This window comes from Bacillus sp. TH13 (genome assembly GCF_016651175.1).
Classification (GTDB): domain Bacteria; phylum Bacillota; class Bacilli; order Bacillales; family Bacillaceae_G; genus Bacillus_A; species Bacillus_A thuringiensis_S.
In genome coordinates, this window is the sequence record NZ_JAEKEJ010000020.1 from 275209 (window position 1) to 294204 (window position 18996).

Here is an 18996-nt window from a genome sequence, read left to right on the forward strand (position 1 = left end):
TTACATTGCTAACATTCTTTTATTTTCTATAATTCCTATATAAGCTAACCGCTGAAATAGTTAGTAATACCACTATGCATAACCACGCATACGTATATCCCTTCTTATCTACAATATAACCAAATAAAGCAGGTGCAACAATAATGGCAATTTGATTTAATGTAAGTGCAAAACTCACTGTCATCCCTACCGATTCTTCACTTGCTGATTCTGCAACTTCAGCTATAAAAAGACTAAACCATCCAATCGAAAAGAACCCTAACAATGCACTTACACCATACAATACATTCGTTATTGTATGTATGCTCATTACTAATATTAGAATGCAGAGAATAGAAATACAAACAGTTATAAATAAAGGGGTGCGCCGATTTCCCTTATAAAACAAATCACTAGTAGCTGCTAATATAACCCTACCAACCATTCCAGAAAAGAACATAACGGAAAATACTTTTCCAGCTAAAATTGGCGTGATTGATTGTTCCAATACTAAAAATTTTATAAAGTGTGCAACTAACACCATTTGCAATGAAATCATACAAATGCCAGTTATATAAATTGCATACAACTCTTTTTTACACATCACTTCTTTTAACTGCATCCAAAAAGAAAGTTTAATACGTTCTTGTTTAACTTTCTCTTGAATATATGGTTCCTTATAAAATATAAAAAATAAAAACCCTCCAATTATACAAATGCATGCAATACTATTTACCGCATAAGCCATGTTATATTTCATTGTAAGAAACGGGATCAATACTCCCACTAACGTACCACTAATCGGTATACCTGCTTGTCTAATCCCCATCGCTAACCCACGATTTTCTTTCGGGAACCACTTCATTATCACCTTACTTCCTCCTGGCTGCGAAACACTATAAAACGTTCCTACTAATAAAAGTACAAAGAGTAACCCATTAAATCCATTGACCATATTAGTCAGTAAAAACGAACCTCCTAGTAAAAATGAACTTATCGAAATTAACAACTTTTCATTGTATTGATCAAGTAGCCGCCCGACAAAAAGCATACAAAATAGCGGTCCTATATTTACAACACTTACTAACAATCCAATCTCCGTATTCGTAAGTACATATTCTTCTTTCCAAAATAAAGCAAACACTCCAACACCATACGTTATAAGTGTCGCTGTTGTTTGAGCAACCGTCGCAAAAATTAACATAACCCACTTATAAGTACTATTCACCCTTTCTTCCATTAACACAATAATCCCTCCATCCCCTTTCATTGTATAAAAGTTCTGATATCATATAAAATAAAGATTTATCATGTAATCCATCAAAAAAAATGATATCTTTTCTGGAGGGATGATACTTGGATATAAAAGATTTAACTGTATTTTACGAAGTTGCGAAAGAAAAAAACATATCTCACGCAGCTAAAAATTTAAACTATGTACAGTCTGGCGTAACAATGCGTATGAAACAACTAGAAAACGAATTAGGTGTGCCTTTATTTTACCGAAACGGAAAAGGTGTAACTTTAACTTCTAACGGTAAGATTTTATTAATATACGCCAAACAAATTATCTACTTAATGGATCAATCTGTTAAAGCAGTTCAAAGTAATGGGATCGAACCAAGAGGCACTTTAAAAATTGGATGTACAGAATCTACAACCGCTGTAAGACTTCCATCTATATTAACGGCCTATTATGAGAAATACCCAAAAGTCGAATTGATTTTAGAATCAAATACGACGGAACAATTGATTAGGCTTGTATTAGAACGAAAACTGGACGGAGCGTTTATAGCTGGCTCTACTCAGCATGCTGAACTTCATACAAATATATTTCGTGAAGAAGAATTAGTTCTCATTAGCAAAAAGCCTTTATCTTCCTTTAAAGACATAGGAGACATGAATTTACTTGCATTTAGTCACGGGTGCTATTATAGAAATTTATTAGAAGATTGGCTTCAAGAAGAAGGAATTTCACCTAAGCGTGTATTAGAGTTTGGAACAATTGAAGCGATACTCGCATGTGTAAAATCAGGTATGGGCATAGCAATTATGATGAAGTCTATTTTAAATGGTCATCAACATGACATATCATTCAACCCTTTACCAAATAGCTTCAAAAAAGTTCCTACTACTTTTATTACTAGAAAAGATATGTTTTACTCTGCTGCATTACAAAAATTTATGGAGATGACTCACAATGCGTGAAAAGAAAATACGTGGTATGAAACGAAAAACAAACACTATGATAAAGCGAATTGAGGAACATACAAAAACGTTCCCTTCTACTTTCTATAACGATGAATATTGGAATATGCTATTGCCAGTTTCGCAAGCTTTTATTGACTCTTGTAAAACACCTAGAAAAGTAAAGCGATTATGTATTCAAACCCTATTAAATCAAGCAAATCATTTAATAAATATGAAACCGAGCGATACACATACATATCGAGTTGTTGTTTTAATTTCTATAAATAATTTGTGGGATTCGCAAATCATTATATTTAAAAATGAGGACTACTTTCATAATTTCTTTAATAGAGATAGTGAATTTCAAAAATGGATTCTTCTTTCAAATGAAATTGATTTTTGGGAGACATGGGAAATTTCAGTTTGTCATTCCTTCAAAACGCTTCACTTTCAAGAAATTATTTATGATGTAGATGAATGCTATGAAAAAGAGATTACGTTTATCGGGGAGTTAGATTAAAAAGGGTATACCTAAAACACTGGTATACCCTTTTCCACTTATTTTTCCTTCAATACACTATGTAATCGATCCGGATAATTTGTAAACATTCCTGTAGCACCCCATTTGATTAACAGTCTCATATCTGGTTTCTCATTAATTGTATAAGGGTGAATTAAAAGTCCATTTTTCCTAGCCATTTTCATATATGACTCATCAATAATTAGTTCTCCGTTATCATTACGTAAGTTTGGTCCAATACCAGCTGCATACTTTTTAATTTCTTGAAAATCATCATTCGTTACACTTTTCGGCTCATGTGTAATGCCAGACCATTCAACAATTTCATTGTTTTCATTTGGATAATACCAAAGCAATTGAACTAACGGAATATTTTCATTCATACTATGAATCTTTTTCAAACTATCTTTACTAAATGATTGAATCATAACACGGCTAGAAGACATGTTTTGACCTACTAAATTATATTTTTGTAACAACGCCAACAATTTCTCTTCCATTCCTGGATACACATCTGGTGATTTTGTTTCAATATAATACTTCATACTTCTTCCATACTTTTGGAAGATTTCTTCAAGAGTTGGAACCTTTTGCCCAACATACTCTTGCTTAGCCTTTTCTGGATACGCTTTATTAAACCACGTTCCTGCATCTAAACTCTTTATTTCGCTTAACGTTTTATCACGTACTTCGCCTGTTCCATTTGTAGTGCGATCAACTGCTGTATCATGCATTGCAATTAATTGGCCATCCTTTGTTAATTGAATATCTAACTCTAAATAATCCGCTTTCATTTTTTTCACTAAATCATAAGAAGCAAAAGTATGCTCAGGTGCATGTCCACTTGCTCCGCGATGTGCAATATTTAAAAACTTATTCGTATTCCATTCATGCTTCCCTTCTGCTTTCGCATGAACAGCTCCCCCAGCAAAGATACTTCCCGTCATAAAGAAAATAACTAAAACGCTAATAATCTTTCTCATCCTTCTAACCCTTCCTACGTTGCAAATTTCAACAAGCTAATGAGATTTACACGAAATAGAAGACACACTTTCATTATTTTTATAAACCTATATTAAAATTCCAATCTTACAAATATACTTTCTCTATATTATTAATATAGAAAACTAATATTATCCTATTTAATTTCTATAGCCCTCCTTTTCACATGTAACTCTCTATTTTGTACGGTTCATTCAATAAAAAAAGCCATAAATTATTTAGAATACACTCCTGTATCCCTAAATAAATTTATGGCTTTTCTCAAATATCTCCGGCCTCTATTAACTTGTCGAATTTAATCATATCAGACCTATTGAAATTTGTGAATATTTTTTTCAATACAGTGAAGCACATAAAACAATATTTTCGTAGTTACTTAAAAATCACATAATAAATTTCCCATTACCTCTTCCAATACTATATCTGGATTTACTACCGTTTTTTCCGAACGCCATCCTATAAAGCCATCTGGTCTAATTAATACAGCTCCTCCATTCTCTATACCATATAATTTGCTAAAAATATCTTCTGGAGCAATAAAGTCTCCTCTTAAGCCAACACGATACCCTTTTATATTTATTCCTAATTTAGCTGAAACAGTATGTGCTGCCTCAGCCCAAAAACTATTTTCTACTCTTGTAAGTAATACAAAATTGTTACCGAATAAGTCTAATATAGAAACTTTCTTCCCTTCATACGTTCCCCCTAAATGTGGTGCTCGCGTTCCAGGTCTTCCGTTCAACTCTATGCTATCCATTCTATGCGGAGTGACTGAATCATCTATAATCGCCTCGGAACAATACTGATATCCAACTGTAACAGCTAAACCATCCATATTATTCAAACCGCCTTCCTCTCTATTCGCCGCACGAAACAGTAAACTACTTGCATAAGCTGTCGTTAATTTTGCAGTAGAGTGTCTCTCTTCATGATATGTTTTTAACAGTTTTGGTTTTGCCTTCCCTTTTATAACAGCCGCTAATTTCCAAGCTAAGTTATGTGCATCTTGTATTCCTATATTTGAACCAAGTCCTCCTGTTGGCGGCATAATATGTGCTGAATCTCCAACTAAAAAGGTCCGATTTTCTTGAAATTTCACCGCTGTACTTTCGGCGGCTTCCCACGGTAAAACACTTAATATTTCTGATTCAACATTTGTACTTCCAATTGCTATTTGAATAATTTGTTTACAACGTTCTATAGTGAAGTCCTCTAGCCTCTCTCCTTTTAATGGATCGTAGGCTACATGATAAATCCATTTTTTTACGTTATCAACCGGGATAAGTGCACCAAGAACCTCCGGATGAAGTACCATCGAAAAACCGAATGCGTCTCCTTGTATAAACTCACTTAAATCAGCTTCAAAATAAATATTCATATAATAGCCACCAATGGTTCCACGACCCTCAGTTTTAATCCCTAACTGCTCACGTATTTTACTTTTCGCTCCATCCGCTGCAATTACATAGTCACAATGTATGACACTTTCTTTTTCTGTTTCACGATTTCGAATCTTTGCTTTTACCCCGTTTTCATTTTGTTCAAATGAAACTAATTCATGATAAAAAGATAGTTGCCCGCCTAGCGTTTTTGCTTCTTGTAACATCATCTCTTCTAAAATAATTTGATAACATGCAGTTTGTTTTGATGGACTAATCTTTTCTATTTTTTGAAGTAACTCTTCATCGTTTCTGTATTGCGTCGCTCTCATTTGTTCCAATTCTTCTTTATTCGCCTCAGCTATTGTATGAACCGCTATTCTTCCTCGGCAGTTCTCTAATGCTTTACCTGCCAATTTAATTCTTTGTTCCAAGCCTAATTCTCGAAATAACTCCATTGTACGTAAAGTAAGACCGCCTGCTTTCGGATGAATGGCAGTAGACGGATGCCTTTCAATAAGTAAGTACTCAATGTTATGTTTTGCAAGAAATAACGCAGACGCTAACCCAGATAATCCCCCTCCAACAATTAAAACTGGTACATAATTCGATTTCATATATTTACCCTCCACATCATTGTTCTGAGCTCAGTGACATAAATATAATCAAAAAAAACATTAAAATATAGACTTATATTTCATTTTGAATTATCATGTAGATAGATTACGCCCCAAAATTCCTTTTACCTTTTCATACATCTATAATCCACCTGAATTGTGTCTGTATGAAAGTGTAAAACAAAAGAACGTACTTTACGTTGAACCATGTTCTATCGTAAAAATCAAAAATAATACAAACATTATAAGCGGTCGTAACCTTATGGATTATACAAGGTTACGACCGCTTATTTTATTGTTACATCATTTTTTGTTTTTAAAACTTCATCTATTGTGTTATGTAATCCTTCCAATCCCTTTTCTATCTCCCTATAATTTTCAACAATAAAAAATTCATTCGTCTCGATTTTCTTTCTCAATATTGCACCTCGTACAACAATCATGTAGCATTACCGTATCGAAGTAATGGTTCATCATCTTAAACCTTTCGACTAATTACCTGGAGGCAAAGTGATTGAAATGAATAAACAAGAACAATTAAATATTATAAAAAAAGATTTTATTGATTCTCAAAAAGTATTATTGGCAATTGGTGATGAAACACGTCAAGCTATTTTATTAGTGCTAATGGAAACGGAATGTCAAACAGGATTACGTGTAGGAGAAATCACGAAGCAAACACACCTTTCCCGTCCAGCAGTATCACATCACCTTAAGATTTTACGAGAAGCTGGCATTATTTTAATGAGAAAAGAAGGTACAAAGAATTTTTATTATATTGATATACGTACAAAATTAGGTTTATTAAAAAATCTTGTATTAGATATTGAGAAGCTATTGCAAAACTTTTATTAAAACTTGGAGGTATAAGAAATGAAAGCAATGATAATTGATAGATATGGAAAAGTCCCAATGCGTATGGCAGAGGTACCCACTCCTGAAATTAATGAGTATGAAGTGCTCGCAGAAATTCATGCAGCTAGCATTAACCCAATTGATTTTAAAATACGCGATGGAAAAGTAAAAATGTTACTGAAATATGAAATGCCCCTAATCCTTGGGAATGACTTTGCCGGTGTCATCACGAAGGTTGGATCAAAAGTAACTCGTTTTAAAGTTGGTGATGAAATATATGCTCGTCCAAGAAAAAATAAGATTGGTACTTTCACGGAGTATATAGCCATTCATGAAGATGATATAGCTTTAAAACCGAAAAATTTAAGTTTTGAGGAAGCTGCTTCGATTCCACTCGTTGGCTTAACATCATATCAAGCATTACATGACATCATGCAATTACAAAAAGGACAAAAGATTTTAATTCACGCTGGATCCGGTGGTGTTGGTACTTTTGCTATTCAGTTAGCAAAAATAATGGGTGCCACTGTTACAACGACTGCTAGTGAAGCTGGTGCGAATTTAGTAACGTCTCTTGGCGCAGATGAAATTATTAATTATAAAACAGAGAAATTTGAAGATATACTAAAAAATTATGATGCGGTATTTGATACAATCGGCGGTGCAACACTTGAAAAATCATTCAATATTATAAAAAGCGGAGGAAACATTGTTTCCGTTTCAGGCATGCCGAATGCTCGCTTCGGTAAAGAATTTGGTTCAGGATTCTTTAAAACTCTCTTATTTTCATTAGCCAGCAAAAAACTTACTACACTTGAAAAAAAGCATAATGCTCAATATTCATTTTTATTTATGAAGCCAAACGGGGATCAATTACGTACTATTGCAAACTATATTGAAGCTGGACAAATCAAACCTGTAATCGATCGAGTTTTCCCTTTTGAAGATGCGCAAAAAGCAATGGAATATTCAGAGTCTGGAAGAGCAAAAGGGAAAATAATTGTAAAAATTAAATAATAATAAAACCTCCATTTTCTTAAAATGGAGGTTTTAAATTTGCTGTTAAATAGACATAGTGCAATGAAGTCCTTACAATAGATTGCAAGGGGAAATATTATATTATACTTTTAGTTAACTTTACAAAGAATACATACGTACAAATACATAATTTAAAATACAAAAAGGAGGAGATACAATGACTAAAAATAATGAAACAGGTTGGAATTTAGATAATAGTTATACGACTTTACCACAATCATTTTATACAGAAATCCCCCCTACTCCCGTAAGTTCACCGGAGTTAGTTAAACTAAACCATTCATTAGCGATATCTCTTGGCTTGACCCCTGAAGAACTGAAAAAGGAAGCTGAAATTGCTATTTTCGCTGGTAATGCACTCCCAGAAGGAGCTCATCCATTAGCTCAAGCATATGCTGGCCATCAATTCGGACATTTTAATATGTTAGGCGACGGTCGTGCTCTTTTAATTGGCGAACAAATTACTCCTTCAGGTGAGCGTTTCGATATTCAACTGAAAGGTTCTGGCCCTACTCCCTATTCACGCCGAGGAGATGGTCGTGCTGCACTCGGTCCGATGCTACGTGAATATATTATTAGCGAAGCAATGTATGCACTCGATATTCCAACTACCCGCAGTTTAGCAGTTGTCACAACCGGTGAACCAACCTATCGTGAAACAAAGTTACCTGGAGCAATTTTAACTAGAGTAGCTAGTAGCCATATTCGCGTCGGTACATTTCAATATGCTGCAGCTCGTGGCTCAATCGAGGATCTTCAATCGCTAGCTGACTATACGATAAAAAGGCATTATCCAGAAATTGAAGCTCATGAAAACCGATATACTGCATTACTACAAGAAGTCATTAAAAGACAAGCCAGTCTTATCGCAAAATGGCAACTTGTTGGATTTATTCACGGCGTAATGAACACTGACAATATAACGATCAGTGGCGAAACAATTGATTACGGTCCTTGTGCATTTATGGACAATTACGACCAAGGAACCGTATTTAGCTCTATTGACACACAAGGCCGTTATGCATATGGAAATCAACCATATATGGCCGCATGGGACCTCGCTCGACTAGCAGAATCTTTAATACCGATTCTGCACGAAGATGAAGAAGAAGCACTAAAAATCGCTCAAGATGAAATCTCGAAATTTAGCGTACAGTATGAAAAACAGTGGTTCCTTGGAATGAAAAAGAAATTAGGACTATTTAGCAACGAAGAACAAGATCAATCACTTATTGAGCAACTTTCAAAAATGATGGAGAAATATAAAGCGGATTATACAAATACATTCCGTTCATTAACTCTTGATGCTAGCGAAAATACAGCTCTATTTGAAAGTCCTGAATTTAAAGAATGGTACAAACTGTGGCAATCTCGATTAGAAAGGCAAGAACAATCGAAAGAAAACGCCTACGAGATGATGAAAAATAATAACCCATCAATCATCCCGAGGAACCACCGTGTAGAAGAAGCACTAGAAGCAGCTGTTACAAATGACGACTATAGCGTAATGGAGAAACTTCTTGAAGCTTTATCAAATCCTTATGCGTATTCTACAGATCAAGAAGAATACTGCATTCCGCCTGCACCGACGAATCGCCCTTATCGTACTTTTTGTGGGACTTGATTGTTTAATATGTAAAAAGGTGCGTTCATATAAATTGTGTGAACGCACCCTTTTTATATCCCCCCACTCAACTAAAACTTTAAAATACACATCCCCCGATGCCATTTCTTTAATCCAAAACAAATTCTACACTATTCCAATAGACTTACTCGTAAGCTTGTTAAACAAATATTGAGAAATATAAAACATCATTTCTAAATATTTTTATTTTTGATACTATATTTTATAAGAATATTCAAAAAGTGAGGGGATTTCATGAACGTTCAACTACAAGGTAATGAACAAATTACAAAATTATTTAATGACTGGTATTTGGCTATGCTAAAACAAGATGTGTCCCAAGCGACAAACTTAAAGCATGAAATTGAGGAAAAGGAACTAAACTTCGAGGAAGATGAAAATTTAGCATTATATCATTCCTTACTAGAGTTTCGACATAAAGTTTTGACAGATAGTTTAAGTATTTCAAAAGATAGCTTTGATAAAATAGATTCTTACGTAATCTCATCCAATCATCCACTGTCTTACTACTATCATTTCTTTAAAGGCATTTATGCAACTTTAACCACAGACTATAACTTAGCTAGCGAACATTATGAACAGGCTAAGTTATTATTAGTAAATAACACTGATAATCTAGAGCATGCTGAATTTTATTATCGAATGGCGATTTTCCATTATCACTTTTACCAACCAATTGAATCTATTGAATATGCAACTAAGGCTAAAGAGATTTTCGATAAACAAACTGGCTTTGAAGTTAAAGTTGGATTATGTAAAAATACATTAGGTGCCTCATTTGTATATTTAAAACAATATGAACAAGCGGAAGAGCAATATAATTCAGCAATACACCTTTTACAAAAATCTGATGAAAAAGAATTAATTTTAAGTGTACGTAATAATTTGGGTTGGTTGTATGCCAGTCAAAACCTCTCCACACTCGCAATCCGTCACCTATCAGAAGTGACCGAAAAGAAACCAACACATTTCAAGGCTCTCTTCTTGCAAGCAAGAGAACACTCTAAACTAGATGAAACAAGTATCGCTGAAGGATTAATCCAAAAAGGGTTAAAAATTTGTACGGAATTAAATAATGAAGAATATATATATCATTTTAAAATTCTAAACGAACTAAATAATAATGTTGCTTCTGAAGAATTAGAAACAATTATCCTTAAAGGAATTACGTTTTTCGACAAAGAATTATTATATAACTACACTCAAGAATACTCAGAAAAATTAGCTGTTAAATTTTATAGTGAAAATAACCACATTAAGGCAAGTGAATATTTTCATAAAGCGTTACAAGCAAAAGAAAAAACGTTTGAGAAAGGGGCATTGAAATGATTAAAAAAATTAGCTCTGTTTTTTTAGGACTATCTGTTTTCGGTATTTTGGCTACTGGCATTCATAGTTCATTTACATACCAAGCGGGTCATGCTGATCTTCCTGCACCCCAAAGACCTGACCTTGTTCAATCCGTTGACGTAAGTAAAGACTACAACTCAACAACAACTGAAAAAGCACTTTAAAAAATGAAAGACCTTCAATTAAGAAGGTCTTTTTAAATACGCTTATTTAGAATATTTCCCTTTCATGTAGGCTTTATTTTCTCATCAACTCCGCAATCCTCTTACTCTCCTCACTACCAACTTTCTCAAGTTTCTCCACAACTAAATTCTGTCTCTTTACAGAATGATTTTGACTTAACTTCGCTTTTCCTTCTATTTTATTTATCTTTATTTTGAATCCAACTATTCCCTTACTTAATCCTCCCATATAATTCGGATCTACATCATTAAGTGAGTAGGTGCTCTCTGGATCTTCATATTTACTTACTAAATCTTGAAGAGAATCTACTAATGTCTTCTCATCTTCAACAATTTCTAATTCACCATATACATGCACTGCAACGTAATTCCATGTTGGTACTGCATTGTTTGTTTCATACCATGACGGAGAGATGTAACTATGTGGTCCTTGAAATATAGCTAATACTTGCTGAGTCCCAATATCTTTCCACTGTTCATTCGGCCGTGCGAAGTGACCATGTAAAGTAAGGGTCTCCCTATTTAATAACAACGGCAAGTGCGTTGCATATGGTTCTCCGTTATGTTGAGAAAATAATGTCGCAAAGCTATTTTGTTCCATTATTTCGTACTTCATCTCTTCATCTTGTATTGCGAAATATTTTGGTATGTACATAAGTTCCCTCTTTTCCGCTCTTTTCTATTTTGTTTCCTATTATATTTAGTAACCGCATCAATCAACAGGGCCAGTTTGTATTTGTTTTATAATGGCAGCTTTCTATTTCAAAACAATAGGCAGCATGTATTCCATGCTGCTTTAGTTTATTTTTTCTAATATATTTGTAATAAATGCGGTCTTACCCTCAATATAACTAGATCGATTTTTCGACTCTCTTGCTAACTCTTCCTTCAAGTTTCCATACTCATTAGCTACTTCAGTATGTTCACGAAGGTAATCTCGAAACACTATATGCCTTCTCAACTCTTCACTATTTTTATCACACACATATAAATGATGTTCCATCCAAACTGTATTTCCCTCGTTCCATGGAACGAACGTATCCTTTCTTCCAAACGCCTCTCTTCCAAACGCCTCTCTTCCTTTAAAGCTCCATTCTAACTGATGATAGTACCCTATCTTCTCAAGTTTTTTTAATACCTCATGAAAAATTTCGTACTCTTCTATTACAATATCAATATCTAGTATTGGTTTTGATGCAAGCCCTTTAACAGATGTACTCCCAACATGTTCAATAGATACAATGCTGTCTTCCATTACATTGTTAATAAGAGTGTATATTTTATTAAATTCACTTTCCCATTTGACATTATATTCTTCGATAGCAATTCTCTGCTTCAACGTACCCCTCTTCTCAAAACAAATTATAACCGTTGAATATGAGTATCCTTAAAATCCGTCTCATATTTCAATCCATATCCAAACATTCGATCCATTGCAATATGTGCTGTCCATATTAAGCCAATCATTATAACGATATCCATCTTAAAATAGACACCTATTAGAACAATTAATATGGATATGATATATGTGTGACATACATTATATATTTTCGCACCAACGTGATTATTAATCCCATATGCTAACATTGATAGATCCGGCGCTAAAAGGAATACAAAAAATATAATCCAACTAAACTCATATATCGAATACATATAAATCGTGGCTAAAAATACAACCATTCCTTCAAAATGTACAATACGTTTTTGCATTATTTATCATTCCTATTTTTCTATATTTATTGATACATTTTCATCGCTGAAAGTATTCTTTGTATTTTTTGACCAGATGGTTGCTAATATTGGCCCTGCAATGTTATGCCATACTGCCGCTAATACACTTGGGAGTGCAGCAGCCGGTCCACAATGCAAAATACTTTCCAGCTATATTACTTATCGCTTCTAGTACTTTCATCCACTCAGCCCCTATCTTTTAATTGAAACACCTTATTCGGATTCAAAATATTTTGCGGATCAAGAGCTTTCTTTATTTTCTCCATTACAAATAATGCCGCCCCATGTTCTTCTTCTTGATACTTTCGTTTTCCGATTCCAACGCCATGTTCTCCTGTACACGTTCCTCCTCGTTTAAGAGCATACCGAACGATACTTTCATTTATTTCGTCTGCCTTCTTCACTTCCTCTTTTTCATTTGTGTCAATCATTAAGAGTACATGGAAATTCCCATCCCCAACATGACCGAGAATACCGCCAATAAGCCCTACTTTATGTAATACCTCTTTCGCATGTTGAATCGCTCCAGCTAATTCCGAAATTGGCACACATACGTCTGTACTCATTAGCTTTTTACCAGGATAACTATGCACGTAAGAGTACGCTAAGTTATGTCTTGCATCCCATAGTTTATTTCTCGCTGCTGTTTCCGTCTCAAACGCAATTTCTATACATTTATGATCAAGAACGATTTCTTTCGTAAATTCAATATCTTGCTTTAACCCCGCTTCATTGCCGTGAAACTCTAAAAACAGTGTCGGTTCTTCTCTGTAACTTGTTTCATTGTAATGATTTACTTGTGTCATAGATAATTCATCAACGAGTTCAATTCTCGCGATTGGAATACCTGCTTGTAATATGTTAATTACAGCTTCTACTGCATCATTTATAGTTGGAAACGATGCCCTCGCAGCCATAACATGTTCTGGTATACCGTATACTTTTAAAGTTAACTCCGTGAAACATCCAAGTGTTCCTTCTGATCCTACGAAAATACCATTTAAATGATAACCTGATGATGACTTCGCCGCTAAATTCCCGGTATGTATTACTCCTCCACCAGCAAGAACGACTTCTAAATCTCGAACTTGATCACGCATTACACCATACTTTACCGCTGTCGTTCCGCTCGCATTTGTAGCAGCCATTCCTCCTAACGTTGCATCAGCTCCTGGGTCTACACTAAAAAATAATCCATACTTTTTCAATTCTTTATTAAGCTGAGAGCGCGTCACTCCTGGCTGTACTCTCACAAGAAAATCCTTCTCTCTTATTTCAAGTATTTTGTTCATAAGAGAAAAGTCCATTGTAATTCCTTTTTCGCAAGGAATTACATGTCCCTCTAAACTGGACCCTACTCCAAATGGAACGACAGCTGTTCCGTGCTGACTCGCTATTTTCATTATCGCGCTAACTTCTTCAGTCGTTTTTGGAAAAACAACTACATCAGGTAAACTACTAACGTGGTAAGATTCATCTTTACTATGTAACTCTCGTACTGTCATATTTATTACTACTCGATCTTCAGGAAGTATGCCTTTTAATTCATTTACTACATGTTCAATTGTTATTTCCATAATCAACTCTCCTTTTTAAGTTTAAAATTAGTATACCATTTTTATACAAAATAATTAGAAAAATAAGATTATTAATCCTAAACATATAAAAAAGAACCTGCAGCACACGCTACAAGTTCTTTTTTACTACATTTTAAATGATTTCTTTATTAACAACATAAACCAAATTAAAGTTACTGCCATCAACGAATGAGAGAAGCCTACAATATAAGTTAACCCTTTAAAGTCAGCTCCATTTAACTGAAGAAGCCCTCTCGCTGCTAGCGAACCTAACATTAAAGTTAATGCAATATTATGTAAAACAAACCACTTATTAAAGCCTTTCACTTCATGAAACGCGAATACTTTTGCTAATCCTAAAGCAATTAAAAAGAAGAAAAAGCCAAGTACAAGTGTATGCGTATGCAAAAGATTTAACAAAGTAGATCCTAAAATCCCTTTATACTTACCATACTCCCTAGCGAAAATCCCTGATAATAAACCGATAATCAAATACGTAAACGATGCATTATATAATTTCTTCATTATGTACCTCCTTGAGTAGAATGTGTAGTGTGTCATATTTAGTAATAATGATAGTTATATAGTAAAAACTCCTAGTCACCTAGGAGTCATTGTATAAGCATCTCACTCTTTACAATCAATCTTAATTATAAAATATCCCTTTATACAAAACAAACGAACTTTATGTGAACAAGTAGGACTCTTTTAAAATATGTTGCGATTTTGTATTACGCAATCCATACTAATTATTATAAATGTTAAAGGTGGTGCATTGGATTGATAGTTCTTGAAACTGAACAACTCATTCTTCGCTGGTTTGATATAAAAGACGCTCCATTTATTCTTGAATTAGTAAACGATCCTGCATGGATTCATTTTATTGGGGATAAAAGGATTAATAACTTAGAAGATGCAAAAAAATACATCTTAAATGGACCCGTTGATATGTATAATAAAATGGGGTTTGGTCTTTACTTAGTGGAACGAAAAGAAGATTTCACTCCACTTGGTATGTGTGGCCTTATTAAAAGAGATTCATTAGAAGATGTTGATATTGGCTTTGCCTTTTTAGAAAAGTTTCGTTCAAAAGGGTATGGTTACGAGTCAGCTTCTGCTGTAATCGAATACGGTGTACAAAAGCTCGGCATGAAACGTATTGTAGCAATTACTTCTTTAGATAACATCGCCTCAGGAAAGCTTTTAGAAAAAATAGGATTACAATTTGAGAAGATTATTTCAGATTCAGGAGAAGATTTAAAATTATTTGGGTATAACGCATAGTAAAGAAGGTCGCCGTGAATGGCAACCTTCTTTACTATTTTACTGATCTCGTAATAATATTTTCCTACACATTGAGATTGCATGTTGTATACGGAAGCCCTTCTTCTTTCCATGCAAGAAATCCTCCCTTTAAATTCACTACTTCCTTTATACCAGCTCTTTGTAAAATACTAGCTGCTATAGCCGAACGCAATCCGGTTCGACATTGCAAAACTATTGGACAATCTTTCGGTATATAATCTAGCTGTTGAAATAGATTACCTAAAGTGATATGTATTGCATCATGAAGGTGTCCTTCCTCCCACTCCTTTTTACTACGCACATCGATAACCTTAACCCTTCCACCTTTTATATGCGGATATAATTCAATCGATGTTTTTTCTTTGTAGCTTTCAAGGCTAACATGTTTTTGCATTACTTTTAAGGGCGCAAAAGCAATAATATTATCTAACCCAATAGATTCAAATTCCCTAATAACTGCCTCCACTTTAACCTTTTCCTCATCTAAAATTATTAAAGTTTCTGTTTTATAATCTAATAACCATCCACACCAAGTTGTGAAAGAATTGTTATAAGGTATGTTAATTGACTTCTCAATATGACCTGTAGCAAAACTCTCTGCCTCCCTTATATCAATTATTTGGTGAACGCTACTCAAAATTTCTTGAAGTTCTTCTACTGTATTAATAGCAGTTCTCTTTCTCTTCTTACGAATTGGGGGACCATACTTATTTAAATTCTTCATTAATGAGAAATACTTTGGAGGCTCTGGCTGTCCCGTCAATAAAGTCGATACAAAATCTCTTTCTTCATTACACTGAAATGCCCAATTGAACATCTTTTCATAACCTAATGTAGAAGTTGGAATTGCTCCTAATGCTTTTCCACATGCGCTTCCCGCACCATGTGATGGCCATATTTGCAAATAATCAGGGAGTATTTTTATTTTTTGTATAGAATCAAATAATTGTTTCGCTCCTATTTTTGCAGTATCTTTCATACCGACTGCAGTTTCTAATAAATCCGGTCTTCCTATATCTCCTACAAATATAAAATCACCTGTGAATATTCCTATCGGTTTATCATTCGTATAATTATTTTGACTTGTATCAGTTACTAAAAAAGAAATACTTTCAGGCGTATGCCCTGGGGTGTGAATTACATTAAATTTTATATGACCTACTTTAAACTCTGTGCCCTCTCTAACCAATTTGTATCGACCTTCGTTAAGATATTGATATTTCCAATCACAATCTCCTTCATCAGATACATATAAATTTGCATGATAAAGATTGGAAAGTTCTCTAGACCCAGAAAGAAAATCAGCATGAATATGAGTCTCAGCCGCAGCAATTACTTCCATTCCCTCTTTCTTAGCAAATTCTATATATTGTTCTATATAGCGACCTGGATCAATTACAATTGCTACGCCTTCCTTCTGACAACCGACTAAATAGGAAGCATGTGCTAATTTTTCATCATAAAAATATTTTAAAAGCATAGCTATTCCCTCCAAATAGGTATTTCAAATTGCTTTTCAATTTTTATAACCACTTTCTATCTTTCCTTATATAATCCCTTTCAACATTAAATTCCAATACATATATGGCAACATATATCTTTTAAGTAAAAACATACTATACCTTTCTTTCGCTTGATTAAATGGAAACGTTTCTTGTGGCTCATGTTCATAGTTAAATTCAGCAAGTATAAGACTTTTATATCCTGTAACAATCGGACATGATGTATATCCATCATATTTAGCCTGTAAATCTCTTCCGCTAAGTACGTCCATAATATTTTGTTTTAAGACAGGTATTTGTTTTCGAATTGCGGCTCCAGTTTTAGAGGTAGGTAAATTGGTACAATCTCCAAGTCCGAAAATATTTTTATACTTTACATGCTGCAAAGTATAAGGGTTTATATCTACCCATCCCTGATAATCACTTATTTCACTCTCTTTAATAAAATTTGGTGGCCCCATTGGTGGAACAACATGTATCATACTATATGGTATGGTTTCTCTTTTCAGCGTTTGCGTATCTTCAAAAATTGCTTCTCTCTTTTCGGCGATAATTTCTACTAAGTTTTTATTATAATTCGTTATAATTTGCTTTCTTTCTAGTACTTGTTCTAAAGTATTTGCATATCGTGGAACCTGAAATATGTCAGTGTTTGCAGAATAAAACATTACTTCACTTCTGTTTCTTACACCACTATTACAAAAATACTCCTCTGCTAAATACATAATTTTTTGTGGAGCGCCACCGCATTTAATAGGAGTATTAGGGTGGGTAAAAAGCGCATTTCCTCCTTTAAATTTTTCGATTTCTCTCCAAGTAGAATCAACATATGTATAAGAATAATTGCTACATACCCCATTAGTCCCAATAGATTCTTTTAAGCCTTTAATACCTTCCCAATTTATTTGTATACCAGCTGCTACAATAAGAATTTCATACTCAAGCAGCAGTCCGTCATCTAACAGTATCTTATTTTCATCCGGAAATAACTTAACAACACTTTTAGGGATCCACGTTGCCCCTTTTGGAATAAGCGATTCTTGATCACGCATTGTACTTTCCTTTGAAACAATTCCTCCCCCCACTAAACTCCATAGTGGCTGAAAATAATGTTTTTTTGACGGATCAATAATCGCTATACTTTCTTTCAATAGGGGGATATTTCTTAATAAATGTGCAGTAGAAGATATTCCTGCAGTCCCAGCACCAACGACAATAATTTTATAACTATCTCTGGTCTTCATTATCCTCTTCCTATCTAAAATTAATTTTTAAATTAACTAATTTGTGGCCGTATTTTCATCGTAGTAAAATTATTATACGTTAAAAACATCACATTTTTATCTTATTAAAATGAAAATTCTGTTAATTTTACCATCAACATTACTTTATGCGTAAATTCCTTATGTTACTTCTTTAATTTGTTTCAACCACTACAAACTTTATATTTTTCAATATTATACTGTATTCTAGCTACATTTAATTACATCACATGCCAATAGACATTGGATTATATGTCACTTGAAACAAACTACATAGAAACATCCAGTGTCCACATATACAATAATAGGATGGTTTTATATTAATTAATCACTTATATAATTTTTCCTTACAGTTTATCCTTGTCTCAATACTCTCTCAAAGTATCCTTTGTCACTTATAAGAACCTGAATATTCAATTTAGCAATGCGAAAAGTTTGTTTTCAAACATTTTTGTTTATATAAATTTATAAATGAAATTATGGTTATTTAGTTTATATGTAACCAACAACCAATTTGCAAATCCATCCTGTTGAGCTATTACTCTTTTAAAAACCTCATATGTATTATTTTTATTTAATTTTGTTTACACCCTTAAAAAAAAACGAGCATATGATAGTATATACTAATCCGAAAACCATATAGTCTACTTTCTAAGAGCACTGATTTGTGTTCTTTTTTTTAATGAAGATTATGTTCAATTTTTGTTCCATTATTAAAACTTCCATTTGTTACTCTGAAAAATTCCTCACTTTATAATTCCTATTCACAGTATTTTGACCTTTGAATAGCTAATTACTATATCATAGAATATCTTTTTCATTAAACCTTCTGACCATATTGTATTTATTAAACCTTTGTATT

The 18996-nt window shown here is 33.7% G+C and carries 19 protein-coding genes and 1 pseudogene; 8 read left to right on the top strand and 12 right to left on the bottom strand.

Annotation, left to right across the window (positions count from 1 at the left end; genetic code table 11):
• Positions 1-19: 19 nt before the first annotated feature.
• Positions 20-1249 (bottom strand): MFS transporter, encoded by a 1230-nt coding sequence (locus JFU02_RS06165; protein ID WP_140337885.1) that lies wholly within the window; start codon positions 1247-1249, stop codon positions 20-22.
• An 86-nt stretch (positions 1250-1335) separates the two neighbouring features.
• On the opposite strand from JFU02_RS06165, the gene JFU02_RS06170 reads away from it, so the two are divergent.
• On the top strand, positions 1336-2187 hold the full coding sequence (locus JFU02_RS06170; protein WP_201070246.1) for a LysR family transcriptional regulator: 852 nt from the start codon (positions 1336-1338) through the stop codon (positions 2185-2187).
• Positions 2180-2689 carry a DUF3916 domain-containing protein gene (locus JFU02_RS06175; protein ID WP_061666696.1) on the top strand — a complete coding sequence of 170 codons (510 nt, stop codon included), beginning with the start codon at positions 2180-2182 and terminating at the stop codon, positions 2687-2689. The genes JFU02_RS06170 and JFU02_RS06175 overlap by 8 nt, the downstream gene beginning before the upstream one ends.
• Positions 2690-2727: 38 nt before the next feature.
• Here JFU02_RS06175 and JFU02_RS06180 read toward each other — a convergent pair whose 3' ends face one another.
• The 3 genes from JFU02_RS06180 to JFU02_RS32420 form a co-directional block, all read right to left on the bottom strand.
• Positions 2728-3672, bottom strand: coding sequence for a glycerophosphodiester phosphodiesterase (locus tag JFU02_RS06180; RefSeq protein WP_086406922.1), 945 nt, complete (start codon positions 3670-3672; stop codon positions 2728-2730).
• Positions 3673-4067: 395 nt separating this feature from the next.
• Entirely contained in the window at positions 4068-5687 is a 1620-nt protein-coding gene (locus tag JFU02_RS06185; protein ID WP_201070249.1) for an FAD-dependent oxidoreductase, read from the bottom strand.
• Between the two features lie 287 nt (positions 5688-5974).
• Positions 5975-6106 (bottom strand): hypothetical protein, encoded by a 132-nt coding sequence (locus JFU02_RS32420; protein ID WP_001227549.1) that lies wholly within the window; start codon positions 6104-6106, stop codon positions 5975-5977.
• 91 nt (positions 6107-6197) lie between these two features.
• On the opposite strand from JFU02_RS32420, the gene JFU02_RS06190 reads away from it, so the two are divergent.
• The 5 genes from JFU02_RS06190 (at position 6198) to JFU02_RS06210 (ending at position 10739) form a co-directional block, all read left to right on the top strand.
• The gene (locus JFU02_RS06190) at positions 6198-6542 is read left to right on the top strand and encodes an ArsR/SmtB family transcription factor (RefSeq protein ID WP_000571870.1); all 345 of its coding nucleotides are present in this window, start codon (positions 6198-6200) and stop codon (positions 6540-6542) included.
• Between the two features lie 18 nt (positions 6543-6560).
• Positions 6561-7559 carry an NADP-dependent oxidoreductase gene (locus tag JFU02_RS06195; RefSeq protein ID WP_098536004.1) on the top strand — a complete coding sequence of 333 codons (999 nt, stop codon included), beginning with the start codon at positions 6561-6563 and terminating at the stop codon, positions 7557-7559.
• Positions 7560-7737: 178 nt separating this feature from the next.
• Positions 7738-9204 carry a protein adenylyltransferase SelO gene (locus tag JFU02_RS06200; protein WP_086406919.1) on the top strand — a complete coding sequence of 489 codons (1467 nt, stop codon included), beginning with the start codon at positions 7738-7740 and terminating at the stop codon, positions 9202-9204.
• A gap of 255 nt (positions 9205-9459) precedes the next feature.
• Positions 9460-10554 carry a response regulator aspartate phosphatase gene (locus JFU02_RS06205; RefSeq protein ID WP_016512493.1) on the top strand — a complete coding sequence of 365 codons (1095 nt, stop codon included), beginning with the start codon at positions 9460-9462 and terminating at the stop codon, positions 10552-10554.
• Entirely contained in the window at positions 10551-10739 is a 189-nt protein-coding gene (locus tag JFU02_RS06210) for a Phr family secreted Rap phosphatase inhibitor (protein WP_000592016.1), read from the top strand. Before JFU02_RS06205 ends, JFU02_RS06210 begins: the two co-directional genes overlap by 4 nt.
• Before the next feature lie 73 nt (positions 10740-10812).
• Here the strand turns inward: JFU02_RS06210 and JFU02_RS06215 are convergent, their stop codons facing one another.
• The 6 genes and pseudogenes from JFU02_RS06215 to JFU02_RS06240 form a co-directional block, all read right to left on the bottom strand.
• Entirely contained in the window at positions 10813-11412 is a 600-nt protein-coding gene (locus tag JFU02_RS06215; RefSeq protein ID WP_000275798.1) for an FMN-binding negative transcriptional regulator, read from the bottom strand.
• Between the two features lie 141 nt (positions 11413-11553).
• Positions 11554-12096, bottom strand: coding sequence for a GrpB family protein (locus tag JFU02_RS06220; protein ID WP_201070252.1), 543 nt, complete (start codon positions 12094-12096; stop codon positions 11554-11556).
• A 23-nt stretch (positions 12097-12119) separates the two neighbouring features.
• Positions 12120-12467 carry a DUF4260 domain-containing protein gene (locus JFU02_RS06225; RefSeq protein WP_086406917.1) on the bottom strand — a complete coding sequence of 116 codons (348 nt, stop codon included), beginning with the start codon at positions 12465-12467 and terminating at the stop codon, positions 12120-12122.
• A 12-nt stretch (positions 12468-12479) separates the two neighbouring features.
• Positions 12480-12623 (bottom strand): annotated as a pseudogene (locus JFU02_RS06230) (bile acid:sodium symporter family protein); the annotation flags it as partial.
• 50 nt (positions 12624-12673) lie between these two features.
• The gene (locus JFU02_RS06235; RefSeq protein ID WP_000406578.1) at positions 12674-14065 is read right to left on the bottom strand and encodes an FAD-binding oxidoreductase; all 1392 of its coding nucleotides are present in this window, start codon (positions 14063-14065) and stop codon (positions 12674-12676) included.
• A 126-nt stretch (positions 14066-14191) separates the two neighbouring features.
• Positions 14192-14590, bottom strand: coding sequence for a DUF2871 family protein (locus JFU02_RS06240; RefSeq protein WP_000737891.1), 399 nt, complete (start codon positions 14588-14590; stop codon positions 14192-14194).
• Between the two features lie 255 nt (positions 14591-14845).
• Here JFU02_RS06240 and JFU02_RS06245 point away from each other — a divergent pair, with 255 nt between their 5' ends.
• The gene (locus JFU02_RS06245) at positions 14846-15349 is read left to right on the top strand and encodes a GNAT family N-acetyltransferase (protein WP_000636200.1); all 504 of its coding nucleotides are present in this window, start codon (positions 14846-14848) and stop codon (positions 15347-15349) included.
• Between the two features lie 64 nt (positions 15350-15413).
• On the opposite strand, the gene JFU02_RS06250 is transcribed toward JFU02_RS06245, so the two are convergent.
• Both JFU02_RS06250 and JFU02_RS06255 read right to left on the bottom strand, forming a co-directional pair.
• A complete protein-coding gene (locus JFU02_RS06250) occupies positions 15414-16850 on the bottom strand; it encodes an MBL fold metallo-hydrolase (RefSeq protein WP_061666689.1) in 1437 nt (478 codons plus the stop codon).
• 66 nt (positions 16851-16916) lie between these two features.
• Positions 16917-18116 carry an FAD/NAD(P)-binding oxidoreductase gene (locus JFU02_RS06255; RefSeq protein ID WP_000857324.1) on the bottom strand — a complete coding sequence of 400 codons (1200 nt, stop codon included), beginning with the start codon at positions 18114-18116 and terminating at the stop codon, positions 16917-16919.
• Positions 18117-18996: the final 880 nt, after the last annotated feature.

Coding starts and splice junctions, on each gene's coding strand:
- JFU02_RS06165 (WP_140337885.1), bottom strand. CDS start 1,249: ATGAAAGGGGATGGAGGGATTATTGTGTTAATGGAAGAAAGGGTGAAT.
- JFU02_RS06175 (WP_061666696.1), top strand. CDS start 2,180: ATGCGTGAAAAGAAAATACGTGGTATGAAACGAAAAACAAACACTATG.
- JFU02_RS06180 (WP_086406922.1), bottom strand. CDS start 3,672: ATGAGAAAGATTATTAGCGTTTTAGTTATTTTCTTTATGACGGGAAGT.
- JFU02_RS06185 (WP_201070249.1), bottom strand. CDS start 5,687: ATGAAATCGAATTATGTACCAGTTTTAATTGTTGGAGGGGGATTATCT.
- JFU02_RS06195 (WP_098536004.1), top strand. CDS start 6,561: ATGAAAGCAATGATAATTGATAGATATGGAAAAGTCCCAATGCGTATG.
- JFU02_RS06200 (WP_086406919.1), top strand. CDS start 7,738: ATGACTAAAAATAATGAAACAGGTTGGAATTTAGATAATAGTTATACG.
- JFU02_RS06205 (WP_016512493.1), top strand. CDS start 9,460: ATGAACGTTCAACTACAAGGTAATGAACAAATTACAAAATTATTTAAT.
- JFU02_RS06210 (WP_000592016.1), top strand. CDS start 10,551: ATGATTAAAAAAATTAGCTCTGTTTTTTTAGGACTATCTGTTTTCGGT.
- JFU02_RS06215 (WP_000275798.1), bottom strand. CDS start 11,412: ATGTACATACCAAAATATTTCGCAATACAAGATGAAGAGATGAAGTAC.
- JFU02_RS06225 (WP_086406917.1), bottom strand. CDS start 12,467: ATGCAAAAACGTATTGTACATTTTGAAGGAATGGTTGTATTTTTAGCC.
- JFU02_RS06235 (WP_000406578.1), bottom strand. CDS start 14,065: ATGGAAATAACAATTGAACATGTAGTAAATGAATTAAAAGGCATACTT.
- JFU02_RS06240 (WP_000737891.1), bottom strand. CDS start 14,590: ATGAAGAAATTATATAATGCATCGTTTACGTATTTGATTATCGGTTTA.
- JFU02_RS06250 (WP_061666689.1), bottom strand. CDS start 16,850: ATGCTTTTAAAATATTTTTATGATGAAAAATTAGCACATGCTTCCTAT.
- JFU02_RS06255 (WP_000857324.1), bottom strand. CDS start 18,116: ATGAAGACCAGAGATAGTTATAAAATTATTGTCGTTGGTGCTGGGACT.